This is a genomic window from Pseudoalteromonas ruthenica (assembly GCF_008808095.1).
Classification (GTDB): domain Bacteria; phylum Pseudomonadota; class Gammaproteobacteria; order Enterobacterales; family Alteromonadaceae; genus Pseudoalteromonas; species Pseudoalteromonas ruthenica.
Genome location: NZ_CP023396.1, coordinates 322,908 through 335,806, shown reverse-complemented (window position 1 = coordinate 335,806; position 12,899 = coordinate 322,908). Strand labels below are relative to the sequence as shown.

The 12,899-nt window shown below is 47.8% G+C and carries 14 protein-coding genes; 3 read left to right on the top strand and 11 right to left on the bottom strand.

What is annotated here, in order from left to right; all coding sequences use genetic code 11:
* Positions 1-65 precede the first annotated feature (65 nt).
* From PRUTH_RS01580 to rpoE, 4 genes are read right to left on the bottom strand one after another with little or no spacing between them, the layout of a single operon-like run.
* The gene (locus PRUTH_RS01580) at positions 66-515 is read right to left on the bottom strand and encodes a SoxR reducing system RseC family protein (protein ID WP_022944102.1); all 450 of its coding nucleotides are present in this window, start codon (positions 513-515) and stop codon (positions 66-68) included.
* A 3-nt stretch (positions 516-518) separates the two neighbouring features.
* Complete coding sequence (locus tag PRUTH_RS01575; RefSeq protein WP_257221072.1) at positions 519-1,406, bottom strand: MucB/RseB C-terminal domain-containing protein; 888 nt, start codon at positions 1,404-1,406, stop codon at positions 519-521.
* 60 nt (positions 1,407-1,466) lie between these two features.
* The gene (locus PRUTH_RS01570) at positions 1,467-2,069 is read right to left on the bottom strand and encodes a sigma-E factor negative regulatory protein (RefSeq protein WP_022944104.1); all 603 of its coding nucleotides are present in this window, start codon (positions 2,067-2,069) and stop codon (positions 1,467-1,469) included.
* Position 2,070: 1 nt separating this feature from the next.
* On the bottom strand, positions 2,071-2,652 hold the full coding sequence (gene rpoE / locus PRUTH_RS01565; RefSeq protein ID WP_022944105.1) for an RNA polymerase sigma factor RpoE: 582 nt from the start codon (positions 2,650-2,652) through the stop codon (positions 2,071-2,073).
* Positions 2,653-2,855: 203 nt separating this feature from the next.
* Here rpoE and nadB point away from each other — a divergent pair, with 203 nt between their 5' ends.
* Positions 2,856-4,472 carry an L-aspartate oxidase gene (gene nadB / locus PRUTH_RS01560; protein ID WP_022944106.1) on the top strand — a complete coding sequence of 539 codons (1,617 nt, stop codon included), beginning with the start codon at positions 2,856-2,858 and terminating at the stop codon, positions 4,470-4,472.
* Here the strand turns inward: nadB and PRUTH_RS01555 are convergent.
* On the bottom strand, positions 4,447-4,872 hold the full coding sequence (locus PRUTH_RS01555; protein WP_151172366.1) for a protein YgfX: 426 nt from the start codon (positions 4,870-4,872) through the stop codon (positions 4,447-4,449). The two genes, nadB and PRUTH_RS01555, sit on opposite strands and share 26 nt — an antisense overlap.
* Entirely contained in the window at positions 4,865-5,116 is a 252-nt protein-coding gene (locus PRUTH_RS01550; protein WP_022944108.1) for an FAD assembly factor SdhE, read from the bottom strand. Before PRUTH_RS01550 ends, PRUTH_RS01555 begins: the two co-directional genes overlap by 8 nt.
* A gap of 145 nt (positions 5,117-5,261) precedes the next feature.
* On the opposite strand from PRUTH_RS01550, the gene ygfZ reads away from it, so the two are divergent.
* Together ygfZ and PRUTH_RS01540 are read left to right on the top strand one after the other, a co-directional pair.
* Positions 5,262-6,170 carry a CAF17-like 4Fe-4S cluster assembly/insertion protein YgfZ gene (ygfZ, locus tag PRUTH_RS01545; RefSeq protein ID WP_151172365.1) on the top strand — a complete coding sequence of 303 codons (909 nt, stop codon included), beginning with the start codon at positions 5,262-5,264 and terminating at the stop codon, positions 6,168-6,170.
* Between the two features lie 12 nt (positions 6,171-6,182).
* Entirely contained in the window at positions 6,183-6,671 is a 489-nt protein-coding gene (locus tag PRUTH_RS01540; protein WP_022944110.1) for an FKBP-type peptidyl-prolyl cis-trans isomerase, read from the top strand.
* Between the two features lie 41 nt (positions 6,672-6,712).
* On the opposite strand, the gene PRUTH_RS01535 is transcribed toward PRUTH_RS01540, so the two are convergent.
* The 5 genes from PRUTH_RS01535 to PRUTH_RS01515 all read right to left on the bottom strand — a co-directional run bounded on the left by PRUTH_RS01535 (position 6,713) and on the right by PRUTH_RS01515 (position 12,748).
* Positions 6,713-7,153, bottom strand: a complete 441-nt coding sequence (locus PRUTH_RS01535) for a hypothetical protein (protein ID WP_045978551.1) — start codon at positions 7,151-7,153, stop codon at positions 6,713-6,715.
* Between the two features lie 33 nt (positions 7,154-7,186).
* Positions 7,187-7,999: a DUF481 domain-containing protein gene (locus tag PRUTH_RS01530; protein ID WP_045978550.1), complete on the bottom strand. Its 813-nt coding sequence runs from the start codon at positions 7,997-7,999 to the stop codon at positions 7,187-7,189.
* A 9-nt stretch (positions 8,000-8,008) separates the two neighbouring features.
* Positions 8,009-8,323 (bottom strand): HI1450 family dsDNA-mimic protein, encoded by a 315-nt coding sequence (locus tag PRUTH_RS01525; protein WP_151172364.1) that lies wholly within the window; start codon positions 8,321-8,323, stop codon positions 8,009-8,011.
* A gap of 121 nt (positions 8,324-8,444) precedes the next feature.
* Positions 8,445-11,561 carry an efflux RND transporter permease subunit gene (locus tag PRUTH_RS01520; RefSeq protein ID WP_151172363.1) on the bottom strand — a complete coding sequence of 1,039 codons (3,117 nt, stop codon included), beginning with the start codon at positions 11,559-11,561 and terminating at the stop codon, positions 8,445-8,447.
* 11 nt (positions 11,562-11,572) lie between these two features.
* Entirely contained in the window at positions 11,573-12,748 is a 1,176-nt protein-coding gene (locus PRUTH_RS01515) for an efflux RND transporter periplasmic adaptor subunit (protein ID WP_045978548.1), read from the bottom strand.
* Between the last annotated feature and the right edge of the window lie 151 nt (positions 12,749-12,899).

Genomic DNA, 12,899 nt, shown 5'->3' with positions numbered 1-12,899 from the left:
TTGGATTCTGACTTCTTAAACTTGAGCTCGTGTAAATAAAGGCCCGATTTTACCTTTAATTGACGCTAATCACCAACTCTTTGCGAAATAGGTAGGCTCAAAGGGTAAATTTTTAATACTTTTACATCATGAACAACCTGCGCAAGACGTTGTTTTGCCATGACAAAGCCAACGAAACCGGCCACCACAGCAGTGCCAATTTGTGCCAGTTCGCCTAAGCCTAAAACACTTTGTACAAGCACGGCGCTTACCAATGCCGCCAACAATGGCCAGATATAAACAACAAACGAACTGCTGACAATGTGGGAGTCATCCAAAGCTAACTTCACTTTTTGCCCCACAACGACAGGTTCAGAAAATTGATACGGGAAGGTCTTTTTGTCGGTTTTGAATAACTTGGCAAAGATTTGCGCGCCACATTTACCGTTGCACCCCGCACAAGCTGGCTTTTGTTCGCTTTTTAAAAAGGCGGTATCCCCTTTCACCGATACCACCGTTAGGGTTTGCTCGATCATAATCTACAGAGGACGTTGGACAGATTCGGCAATGTTTTTCGCCGTTGCCGTCGGGATATTTCCTATCACCGAAACATCGTAAGCTCCGGCATTATGAATATACACGGTAGTTGCTCCCGAGGTCAGTGCACCGCTAGGACGCTGACTAGCTAGAGGCCGCTGCACAAACACCGAGACATCAACTAAGCCGTCAGAATAAAGGTAGTAATCGGCCAGCTCATTATTCATGTTCAGTTTATGGCGGTCGGCTTTAAGCAGTTCAAACCCTTGCGGCAGCCACCCGATACTCCAGCTGCTTTCACCACTTTGCCCATCTAGTTTCGGCAGCGGCGTGGGAAATTCACGTTGACTGATTTCCACCAGCTCCGGAGTGGGTTGCTCGGTCACACTGATATGGCTTAACTGTAACTGCTCTAGCAACTCACCACTGTGATTCACATAAGCGGATTTGAGCAATAACGAGGTCTCAGTATCCAACCACAACCAGTAATTGTACTTATCTTGGTCTTTCGCTTCGATGCGAATTTGCTGTGCCGGTCGCCCAGCGATACGTCCTTTATTTCCAAGCACAAAGCGGTAGTTGCTTTGCAGCTTATCAATATCGCTAAATAAGACTTCGGGAATAGGCCCAGCGATGGTATTAGTAGCGATTGAATATGGCTGATTTTGCGGCTCGTAATAGGTGACCTGACCATCAACTCGCACCATTTCCAAGCCGGCGCCATTTAACAGCGTAAGAAGCTCTAACTCCTGCTCTTGATAAATACCATGGCTCCAACGATAAGGCTCCATGGCACGGTCTTTGACGACCACGAAAGAAGCAACAAAGTTGCGCTGCTTAACGGCCGTAGCCATGTTATCCAACCACTGTTTAGCGGTCATCTCGGACATGGCCAACGCAGGAGTCAGCCACAGACTAAAAAGCGCAACATACAGGTACTTCATTACTTGTTACTGGTCCTTTTTGCTTTGTGACTCGTCGTTAGCAGCGATGCGCGCCGCTTCACGGGTTTGTCGCTGGTGCTCCATAACAAGCGCACCAATACGCTGCTTTTGCAAATCTCTTAAACCACGCTCGGCATTATCAAGCGCCGGCTCCGAAGAATAACTTACCGGCGATGCGGAACCTAAAAATGGCTGCGATTGCAAAGGTGGCAAGTCGCTTTGTTCTGAACCAGAAGTGCCATATTGTTGCACACCCACTACAGCAACCACAGCAACACTTGCGGCAATCGCTGTTTGGGCGATACCACGCCACCATCCACCAGATATAACCTGAGCGCTTTGCTGTGATGCGGCCGGCTGTTGTTGTGCTTGTTGTTGGCCGAATTCAGCATGGACAGGTTCGTTTTCTAATTGCTTAGCAACCGAAGCGGCAATATCTAATTGAATTGAAGGCGCGGTCTCTGAGCGCATCGCGTCGCCAATTAGGCTGTAGCGGGCTAAGGTTTGCGAATCAATATCGTCAGTTTGGACATCGTCCAAAGACACTTCGTTGTCAACCAAAGCAGAGACAAACGCCTTATCCTGCTCACTACACTTTGCTTTAGTCATATTAAGACTCACCTATTAACGGAGTTAACTTATTATCTATCGCTTCTCGGGCACGAAATATACGCGAACGTACCGTACCCACAGGGCAATCCATCACCGCAGCGATTTCCTCGTAGCTCATCCCCTCTAGCTCCCGCAGAGTGATGGCTGTTTTTAAATCTTCTGGTAGCTTATCTATGGTTGCAAAAATAACGTCTCTGACTTCGTCACTCAGAAGCAAATTCTCGGGCGTTGAATTTGAGCGCAATAAATCAGCGCCCTCGTAAAACTCTGCTTCGTCTGCATCTACATCATTCGCAGGCGGCCGACGACCCTGTGCTACTAAGTAATTTTTCGCACAGTTCACCGCGATACGGTATAACCAAGTATAAAACGCACTGTCGCCCCGAAAGTTAGGCAGGGCCCGGTAGGCTTTAATAAACGCCTCCTGAGCTACATCTGCAACATCACCTTGATTGGCAACGTAACGAGAAATCAATCCTGCAACCTTATTCTGATATTTGGTGACCAACAGGTTATAAGCATTTTTATCTCCTTGTTGAACCTTTCTTACCAGCGCTAAATCCAAATCCTGCTCGCTCATTCGAGCCGGTACTCCTCTGCGTTGTCGTGCTTTTCTTGCTGCATCTTTGCTACCAAATACACTGTGTCTGACCTGAGTAAAATGAAAAAGTTCGCGCTTGAGCAAATATTTTTGCATTGGCAAGCAACTAAAGTCGTGTGACACCCGTAAATATGATACATATAGAGCCACGTAGGTATAAAAACCTCAAGCCACATTATAACATGAACCCAAACAAACAACATCACAGCGACGTTACCGTCATAGGTAGCGGTGCCGCTGGTTTATCACTGGCCTTGTCACTTGCCAACCATTGCCAAGTTACGGTTATTAGTAAAGGTGCACTGCGAGAAGGGTCGACTTTATACGCCCAAGGCGGTATTGCTGCCGTTTTCGACAAGCAAAACGACAGCATTGAGTCGCACGTTGAAGACACCTTAGAAGCGGGTGCTGGGCTGTGCGATCGTGAGGCTGTGCACTACACAGCATCGAATGCGAAGGCTTGCATGCGCTGGCTAATAGAGCAAGGTGTCCCTTTTGATATGGAAACCGATGACAAAGGTCATGAGCGTTACCATTTAACTCGTGAAGGCGGACACAGCCATCGCCGTATTCTGCACGCCGCCGATGCCACTGGTAAAGCAGTGCAAACAACGCTGATTGAGCGGGTGCAAGCACACCCTAATATTACCTTGCTAGAGAATTACAACGCCATCGACCTTATTACCGACGCCAAACTTGGGCGCGACGGCAAACATTGTCATGGCGTGTATGTTTATAACCGTGCCAAAGAGCAAGTAGAAATTCTCAGCGCTCGCTTTATTGCTTTGGCCACCGGCGGCGCCAGTAAGGTGTATTTGTATACCTCGAATCCTGATGTTGCCAGTGGCGATGGCATTGCCATGGCGTGGCGAGCAGGCTGCCGAGTGGCTAACATGGAGTTTAACCAGTTTCATCCCACAAGCTTGTATCATCCAAAATTACAGAACTTTTTAATTACCGAGGCAATGCGCGGTGAGGGAGCTTATTTATTGCGCCCAGATGGTACACGCTTTATGCCGGAATTTGACGAGCGCGCCGAGCTAGCCCCTCGCGATGTCGTAGCCAGAGCCATTGATTTTGAAATGAAGCGTTTAGGGGCTGATTGCGTCTATTTAGACATCTCTCATCGTGATAAAGAATTTATCATCGAGCACTTCCCCACCATTTACGCCAAGTGCCTAAGTGTGGGAATCGATATCACCAAAGAACCCATTCCGGTAGTCCCTGCAGCGCACTACACCTGTGGCGGTGTGATGACCGACTTTAACGGCAAAACCGACTTGGACAACCTCTATGCCATTGGCGAGGTCGCCTACACGGGTCTGCATGGAGCGAATCGCATGGCTAGCAACTCGTTGTTGGAGTGTATTGTCTTTGCCCAAGCTGCAGCCAAGGACATCGTCGCAAAATTGGGGTTACCCGCAGAGCCTAGCACCCTGCCCGATTGGGACGAAAGCCGGGTCACTAACTCCGATGAAGAGGTCGTCATTACCCATAACTGGCATGAGCTCAGGCTATTTATGTGGGATTACGTCGGCATTGTGCGCTCGACCAAACGCCTTGAGCGTGCACTGCGTCGAGTAGAGTTATTGCAACAAGAGATCCATGAGTATTATGCGAATTTCCGAGTATGCAATAACTTATTGGAGCTACGTAACCTCGTCCAAGTTGCCGAGCTTATTATCCACAGTGCCTTAGCGCGCAAAGAAAGCCGAGGCCTACACTACACCTTGGACTACCCAGAACGTTTACCACACAGCCATATCACCGAGCTTAATCCTGCGACACTGGGTCGTTAAGGTTTTCGTTAACAGCCCGAGCGAAGTCACGAAACTGCTCGGGCGCCATCGCCTTATCCGCTATAAACACGTGCCGCTTGGCGCCGGTGTAGGTACTTTGCAAATGCAGCCATACTAGGCCATTGAATACCTTAGTTCCCTTTAATAGCTTGCCACTGAGTTCAATGCCTTGGCCATGTAATTCTACTTGCTGATTATCAATAGTAATAATGCCATAGCGCGGCCAGCAACGCTTATATACCCGCCAGCCATGCCAACTCGCGATCATGAGCACAATTGCACATAGCAAAGCCCATAACCATTGCGGCTGACTAAACACGAGTATTATGTAGATAAGCCCGACTAGCCCCAACAATGGCCGGTGATTCGCCGTATTGGCAGAAAATACACCTCTATACACGTACGCGGTCTAGAATGATTTTAACCATACGCGCAAGTTCTGCGTCTTCACATTGCTCATGACCCATAAACCAAGCAAATAAATCGGGATCATCAGCCGCCAACAAGCGTTGAAACGTCGCCTTGTCATCATCATTAAGGGAGTCGTACGCCTCTTCAACAAAGGGCATAAACAACACATCAAGCTCAAGCATGCCTCTGCGACACGCCCAACGTAAGCGTGCTTTACTGTCTAACTTCGCCATGGTTTACCTCTTTATGGTTTACTGCGCCGCAGTTTAGCAAAAACTGTTGCTACTCACAGCTATTTTGCGTCTATCGGGTGTCATCACTGCGACGCTTACGATACACTTGCGCTTGTCATTAGCTTGCGTACCTAAGGAGTCGTGTATGTCTGCATTTACTGTTTACGCAACAGATTATGTTGCGATCTACGTTAGTGGTGTTGATGCTAAATCTTACCTGCAAGGACAACTCACACAAGATATCAACCTTGTTGAGCCAAACACTTGGCTGTGGGCAGGGCAATGCAGCGCAAAAGGAAAGCTATGGGCCTGCTTTCGCATCGCAGCTTATCAGCAAGGCTATTTATTAATTTGTAGCGCCGATGAGGCCGAAGCAGCGCTGCGAGAGCTAAAGAAATATGCGGTATTTAGCCAAGTTGAAATCACCTCTATGACGCAACAGGTATCTGGCGTGTTAGGTGACAAACAAGCTCTAGGTGCGCACTTAGGAGTCAACCTTGATAATCCCGCGACCAACCTACCTGAAGGGTTGGTGCTCACTCTTGCCGATGACCGTTACCTTGTTGTAGCCGATGCCGACACCTTAGCACCCGCGCACTCAAGCGAGGCTTTTTTGAGCGCGCAAATTAAGGCCGCAGAGCCCAGCTTATGTGCTGCCGCAATTGATGAATACGTCCCGCAAATGGTTAATTTACATGCGCTTGGCGGCATCAGCTTTAGTAAAGGCTGCTACACTGGTCAAGAGACTGTCGCGCGCATGAAGTACCTAGGTAAAAACAAACGCGCGATGTTCGTACTCTCTGCGCAAGCAGACAGCAAACTAGCGCCACCGCTCACAGAGGGTCAAGTACAGCCAGTGGATTTAGAACGTCAGGTCGGTGACAATTGGCGTCGCGGTGGCACCTTGATAGCACAAGCGGTTGATCAAGGCAGACTTTATGGCTTGGCAGTGTTGCCAAACGATCTTGAACTCGACAGTCAACTTCGTGCAAAACACGCACCTGAGGTGATGTTCAGTATTGAGCCACTCCCTTACTCACTCACTGAAGAATAATTGGGAAACGTTATGAATATAGCCGAGAAGAAAGTCGTAACTATGCACTACAGCGTAGTCGACAAAGCCGATAACACCATCGACAATACCTTTGATGGTGAGCCATTAGTCTTTATCGTTGGCACTGGCTTTTTGATCCCAGGCTTAGAAAATGCGCTAATTGGTAAACAAGCAGGTGATACCCTGAGTGTCGAAATCGCGCCGGAAGATGGCTATGGTGAGCGTCATGAGCAATTGATGCAGGCTGTACCTAAATCAATGTTCGATGGGATGGATATTGAAGTAGGCATGCAGTTTCGCGCCACCACTGATGACGGTGAGCAAACAGTTATTATCGTCGATATTCAAGGTGAAGATGTGATCGTTGACGGTAACCACCCTCTTGCAGGTGTTCACCTAAAGTTTGACGTGGAAATTGTAGACGTACGCGATGCCACTGCTGATGAATTAGCCCATGGCCATGTTCATGGCGAAGGGGGATGTGATCACGACCACGAATAGTTGTCTGTGACTCTTTAAAAAAGGCGCTTAAGCGCCTTTTTTTAGCTTTGTTCCTGAGCCGGTAAGTGAGCACTAATGTGCTTAGCCAGATTATCAGCGTCATTACTGCCAACGCGATAAAATGTGCCGTCATGCAGCTCGATGGCTACAGCAGCAAAGCCACTGGCATTGTATACCCAGCCATCATGAGTAATGCGAATGCCCACCCCATGACGAAACGAGTTACTGACAACAGCAACCGATTTAATCTCATCAAATGCGAGTCGCTTTTTAGCGATACCAGGGCCAAAGAACCATTCCACACCCTGTTCATCTACACGCACTGTTAAGCCATGAAATAAAAATGCCAGTATCACTAAAATGGCCGCAAACAGCATCATCGGACCATCCCCTTCCATCAGGTAAAAGGCTAATCCCAAAAAGCCACCCACCCACAATAAAATAATGAGAATGGCCCAAGCAGTTTGCTTATGTTGATACATACTATTCCTTTTTGTGTCAGCGCAGCGCTAACATTAATTGAAACTATAGACGAAAGTGGCGCTTAATTCTGAGTCGAAATTGCGCTTATCTTCTTCCGGTTTGGAGTTATAACGATATAAATAAGCAAATTTAAGTGATAACTGCCCCATAATTTGGCTGATCAAAGAAGTTTCTGATTTTAGCCGCGAATTCAGCCCTGAAAGTGACTGCTCAGCACTGATAAACTGATTAAAACGAGTACGTTTAGAGACCGTGCGCTCCCACTGTAAAGCCAAGCGCAGTAAGTAACCCGTTTCACTTTCAGTCGGCTCTTCACCTTCTTCAGCGGGTTTGCCCTCAGAGCGATATAGACCTGGGCCGATGTCAAAGTCGACGGTGTTTTTCACCCCTTTGTAGAGACGATTACCATAGCCCGTTGCCACTGTGGCCTTGTACTCCAAACCACTGAATTCATCTTCCTCGTAATCGGCGTAAAAGAACAACGAGGCGTTTTTTTCGCCTACTTTGTAGTTAGTTTGTGCAGAGCCAAAAAATCGTTGCGCCGAAATAGTTTCTTCGCCGGTTTCAGCATCAACATCACGACGGTATAAAGAGTCAAATTTGAACTGATTGCGCCAATGGGTGAAATCTTGGTAAATATTGCTACGTAGCTTAAAGCTCGTTGAATCGGTGTTACCTCGAGTCACGATAAAGCCAAACTCGGCATCGCCGTAAAACATTTCACCTTGGTGAATTTCGTGGATTTCTGCATCCGTCAACTGTCCGTATTCATGAAAGTCTTCAAATGGGTCAACGGCCCAACAACTTACACTCCAACAAGCAATTAATAGAGCGATAAAACGCATAGTTAGTGCTTACTCTTTCCAAATAACGTGACAAAATGGCGCATCTTTATCACGGCTGATCAAAACCCGTGCGAATACCAAGTCTTCATTCTCCAGCTCGAGCCCGATGCTCACTTCGCTGTAAAGCTCCGGCTCGATTTCCATCGCCACAATCCCTTGCCATTGCTCACTTGGCGCACTTTCTTCTATAAACCCCAGAGCCTCACGATGCTCGTTAAAATCGTTGATATCCTGCTCGGACAAGTGCTCAGGTGCAAGCTCCAAGAATACTTCATAGGCATGATGAGTTATTTCTTGTTCAGTGAATAGGCGCGGCCCTGACATGGTGCTGATCCCGTTGATGCTTATTTCTGGAGATAATAACAAAACTTGATAAGAATGTGCATTGTCTCGCGACCAATAAAAAGCCGGGAAATTCCCGGCTCTTAGTGCACTGCTTTATACTTTAGCTATTAATACCGAGTCGCCTCTTAACACCCTCGCGCATATGCTGAATATAGGTGTAAAACAGGGGTACAAATAAGGTACCAAACACAGTTGCGGCAATCATGCCTGACATCACTGTGACACCTAAAGACACACGACTTGCCGCCCCTGCGCCACTGGCCAACACCAGCGGTAACACACCTAGGACGAAAGACAAGGCCGTCATTAAGACCGCTCTGAAACGCTGCGATGCGGCTATCTGCGCGGCATCAAAGATACTCTGTCCCGCCTTGCGTTGCTCCATAGCAAACTCAACAATCAAGATAGCTGTCTTAGTCGACATACCTATTAGCAGTACAAAGCCGACTTGGGCGTAGATATTGTTCGTCATTCCCACCGTAAACAAGGTAGCCATGGCCCCAAAAATAGCCAAGGGTACAGCGGCTATGACCGCAAACGGAATCGTCCAACTCTCGTATTGCGCGACCAAGAACAAAAACACAAATAGAACCGCTAATGAGAAGAGTACCGGCGCGAGGTCGCCCGCTAAAATTTCTTGTCGTGTTTGCCCTGCCCAATCAAAAATATAGCCATTGGGCAACTGTGCAGAGAGCTCCTTCATGACCGCAATGGCATCCCCACTGGAATAACCAGGTGCAGCACTGCCGGTAATACTGGTACTTCTATATAAATTGAAGTGGTTCATACTGGTAGGGCCAAGAATAGGCTTCAGCGTGGCTATGGTCGTCAGAGGGACCATATCTCCCTCACTATTGCGTACATAGTAATGCTGTAAATCAGCAGGTTCAGCACGGAACTGCGCCTCTGCTTGAATGGTGACCTGATAAGTGCGGCTAAACTGATTAAAGTCGTTCACATAGAGCGAGCCTAACTGCGCTTGCAGGGTTAAGAAAATATTGCTCAAGGTGATCCCTTGTGCTTTCGCTTTATTGCGATCGACCTCTAAAAAGTATTGCGGCACATTGGCGCGGAATGTACTAAATACATTTTGCAGTTCAGGGCGTTGGTTGGCATCGTATATCAAACCATTCATAACTTGCGCTAGCTCGGCTGGGTCTCTACCTTCGGAGTCCAATAATCGATACTCAAACCCCGAGCTATTGCCCAACCCTGGGATAGGCGGTGCATTAAAGACCATAATCTGGGCATCTGGCATGGCCCATAACTGCCCTTGGATACGGGTAATAATCTGTTTTAAGCCCATATCTGGTGCCGTTCGCTGCTCCCAGTCTTTGAGCACCATAATGCCCAACGCGTTGTTTGAGCCAGCGCCACCTAGTAAAGAGAACCCGGAGACGCCAATAAAATCTTCAGTGGCTGGGTCTTGCATGATCACATCGCTGATTTTCTTTACCACAGCATCGGTACGATTAATCGCGGCGGCATCTGGCAACTGCACATCAACAAAGACAAAGCCTTGGTCTTCTGGGGGCACAAATCCGGTAGGTACATTAGTAGCAAACCAACCGGTAGCAACAAATAGCGCCACCACAACAATACCTATCCGCCCTGCTCGTTTGAGCATAAATCCAACCACACCGGTGTAACTCTTAGTGGAGCGGGTTATGGCGTTTTCAAAAGGTCGTAACCATTTTATTGGCTTCATTTTTTCAGCTGACAACAACAAACTACAGAGCGCCGGGCTCAGTGTCAGGGCATTGATTGATGAAATCAGTACAGCAAAGCTAATGGTGACAGAAAATTGCTTGTGTAACTCTCCGGTGATCCCTGGCATAAAGCCTACGGGTACAAATACCGCTAATAGCACCAACGTTGTGGCCACAATAGGCCCGCTCACCTGCTCCATGGCTTTGGTCACTGCTTCCTTAATGGGCAGCTTGTCCTCTCTGAGTATGCGCTCAACGTTTTCTATCACGATGATGGCATCATCCACGACAATGCCGATCGCCAGTACTAAACCAAATAACGTAATCAGGTTAATGGAGTAGCCCATCGCCATCATCGCCGCAAAAGTACCAATGAGCGATACCGGGATCGCCACAGTTGGTACCAAGGTGGCACGCCAATTTTGCAAAAATAGAAACACCACCAAGATGACCAATGCCACCGCTTGATAAAGAGTTACAACCACCTCATCAATGGAGCGATTAATAAACTCAGTGGTGTCATAAGGCACTTTGTATTCAAGGCCATCAGGAAACTGCTTAGACAGTTCCGCCATACGTTTTTTAACTTGCTCAGCAACCGCCGTGGCATTGGCGTCGGTGAGCTGATAAATAACAATAAAACCGGTGTCTTTTTGATTGAAAGTAGCACTACCTGAATAGCTTTTTGAGCCCCGCTCTATGCGCGCGATGTCTTTAAGGCGCACAAAGTTACCGTCCAAATTAGCACGCACAATGGTTTGTCCGAACTCATCGGCAGAGACAAGCCGCCCCTGAGCTTGAATCGCATATTCGAATTGTTGGTTGGGTAGCGCCGGAGCGGCGCCCAGCTTACCGGCGGCGACCAAGGTGTTTTGCTCCTCCAGTGCAGCCTTCACTTCCGCAACCGTTACTCCTAGGGAGGCCATTTTATCTGGCCGTAACCAAATACGCATGGAATAGGTTTTCTCACCCATCACCTCGGCAGAGGCAACCCCAGGGATACGCCCGAGTGGCTCAGTAAGATAATTAGTGGCGTAGTTACTTAAGAACATAGCATCCATGTTGGGGTCTTCTGAGTACAAACTTATACCCATCAACATGTTGCTAGATTTTTTCTTAACCGTTACCCCCTGACGGCGTACTTCCTGAGGCAAACTAGGTTCTGCCAACGCCACCCTGTTTTGCACATTCACTTGGGCCATATCGGTGTCTGTACCGACATTAAAATAAACGGTGATGGTTGCCGAGCCATTGTTACTGGATGTGGACTCGATGTACATCATGTCTTCGACGCCATTAATTTGCTCTTCAATGGGACGAATAACTGTCTCTTCAATGGTCTGTGCGCTGGCCCCGGGGTAAATCGCGGTCACCGATACCTGCGGCGGCGTGATTTGCGGATACATATTGACGGGCAGCTGGGTCAAAGAGATAAGCCCAGCCAATGTAATAACAATGGAGATCACCAGCGCCAGTTTGGGCCTGGATATAAAAGTTTTACTGATCATCCTAGACTCGCTTATTGTTGGTCACTGATGGTGCCGGTTTTGGCGTCGACTTGTTTAACAACAGGATTTACTTCCACCCCTGAGCGCACTTTTTGTAGGCCTTCGACAATAACCCGCTCGCCTTGCTCAATACCTGATTTAACCACCCACATCGCATCGATGCGTCGACCCAAATCCACCAAACGCTGCGCCACTGTATTGTCATCTTTGACAACCAAAACAAATTTGCCTTGTTGATTTTCCTGCACCGCTGCTTGGGGCACCAAGGCTTGCGACTGCTTGTCTTGACTCTCAACCACTAAGGTCACAAACAAGCCCGGCATTACAATGCCATTGGGGTTATCAAATTTGGCACGTAACTCAACCGTCCCCGTGCTACGGTCAATTTTAGTGTCGGCAAAATCCAGCGTACCCGGCTGTTCAAAGTCAGTATCATTGGGTAAGCGCAGGCTTAAGTCTAAAGGGACATCTTCAGGGCTATTATTAGTTTGCTGATGCGACTGTTGGTAACTGATGTAATCGGATTCCTCTACTTGAAAACTAACATAAATGGGGTCGATATCTGTTAGTTGTGCCAAGGCACCGGATTGTGGGTTAACGATATTGCCCACATCAAAGCTCACTTTACCTATGCGGCCACTAAATGGCGCGTCGATAGTGGTGTAACTGAGGTTCAGCTTGGCCTTTTCTAACGCTGCTTCACTGGACTTAACAGCGGCTTGGGCTTGATCTAAGTTCGTTTGCAATTTGTCTAAGTCTGCCTCAGAAATAAACCCATCTTTGGCAATTTCACGCCCTCGCTTAAGATCTCGCTCAGCTCGAGAGGCCGCTGCACGATTACTTTTTAAGGACGCTTCAATTTCACTCACACTGGCGGTGTATTCCGATGCATCAATTTTAAATAGCGTTTGGCCTTTTTCTACATATGCGCCCTCACGGAAAGTCCGCTCAATGAGTTCACCCTCAACTCGAGCACGAATATCTGCTTCCTGAAAGGCCTCGGTGCGAGCGACAAACTCGCGATAATTACCAACCTCTTGCATCGCCACTTCATAAACAGACACCGCCGGCGCTGGCATGCTCTGGTTTTGTTGTTGCGGTTCAGAGCAGCCCACCAAGGCTAACGAACAGAGCCCAGCTAAAACTGAATGATAGAAATACTTTGGGCCCGAAGGGGATAAATGCATCGCGTGTCTCCTTAGAATCGTTATGTCGCTAGCAATGTTGTTTTCAATGGCCAGATAGGCGCTCAATAGACTGACATAAAATAAATCTAGTTCCCTGAGAAATATAGACTATTTTGTAACTCACTGTATTTAAGTTATACCGATATTTAAA

What these genes read in the sequence shown, in the direction of transcription:
- PRUTH_RS01580 (WP_022944102.1), bottom strand. Translation starts at nt 515, where the DNA reads ATGATCGAGCAAACCCTAACGGTGGTATCGGTGAAAGGGGATACCGCC.
- PRUTH_RS01575 (WP_257221072.1), bottom strand. Translation starts at nt 1,406, where the DNA reads ATGTCCGAGATGACCGCTAAACAGTGGTTGGATAACATGGCTACGGCC.
- PRUTH_RS01570 (WP_022944104.1), bottom strand. Translation starts at nt 2,069, where the DNA reads ATGACTAAAGCAAAGTGTAGTGAGCAGGATAAGGCGTTTGTCTCTGCT.
- rpoE (WP_022944105.1), bottom strand. Translation starts at nt 2,652, where the DNA reads ATGAGCGAGCAGGATTTGGATTTAGCGCTGGTAAGAAAGGTTCAACAA.
- nadB (WP_022944106.1), top strand. Translation starts at nt 2,856, where the DNA reads ATGAACCCAAACAAACAACATCACAGCGACGTTACCGTCATAGGTAGC.
- PRUTH_RS01550 (WP_022944108.1), bottom strand. Translation starts at nt 5,116, where the DNA reads ATGGCGAAGTTAGACAGTAAAGCACGCTTACGTTGGGCGTGTCGCAGA.
- ygfZ (WP_151172365.1), top strand. Translation starts at nt 5,262, where the DNA reads ATGTCTGCATTTACTGTTTACGCAACAGATTATGTTGCGATCTACGTT.
- PRUTH_RS01540 (WP_022944110.1), top strand. Translation starts at nt 6,183, where the DNA reads ATGAATATAGCCGAGAAGAAAGTCGTAACTATGCACTACAGCGTAGTC.
- PRUTH_RS01535 (WP_045978551.1), bottom strand. Translation starts at nt 7,153, where the DNA reads ATGTATCAACATAAGCAAACTGCTTGGGCCATTCTCATTATTTTATTG.
- PRUTH_RS01530 (WP_045978550.1), bottom strand. Translation starts at nt 7,999, where the DNA reads ATGCGTTTTATCGCTCTATTAATTGCTTGTTGGAGTGTAAGTTGTTGG.
- PRUTH_RS01525 (WP_151172364.1), bottom strand. Translation starts at nt 8,323, where the DNA reads ATGTCAGGGCCGCGCCTATTCACTGAACAAGAAATAACTCATCATGCC.
- PRUTH_RS01520 (WP_151172363.1), bottom strand. Translation starts at nt 11,561, where the DNA reads ATGATCAGTAAAACTTTTATATCCAGGCCCAAACTGGCGCTGGTGATC.
- PRUTH_RS01515 (WP_045978548.1), bottom strand. Translation starts at nt 12,748, where the DNA reads ATGCATTTATCCCCTTCGGGCCCAAAGTATTTCTATCATTCAGTTTTA.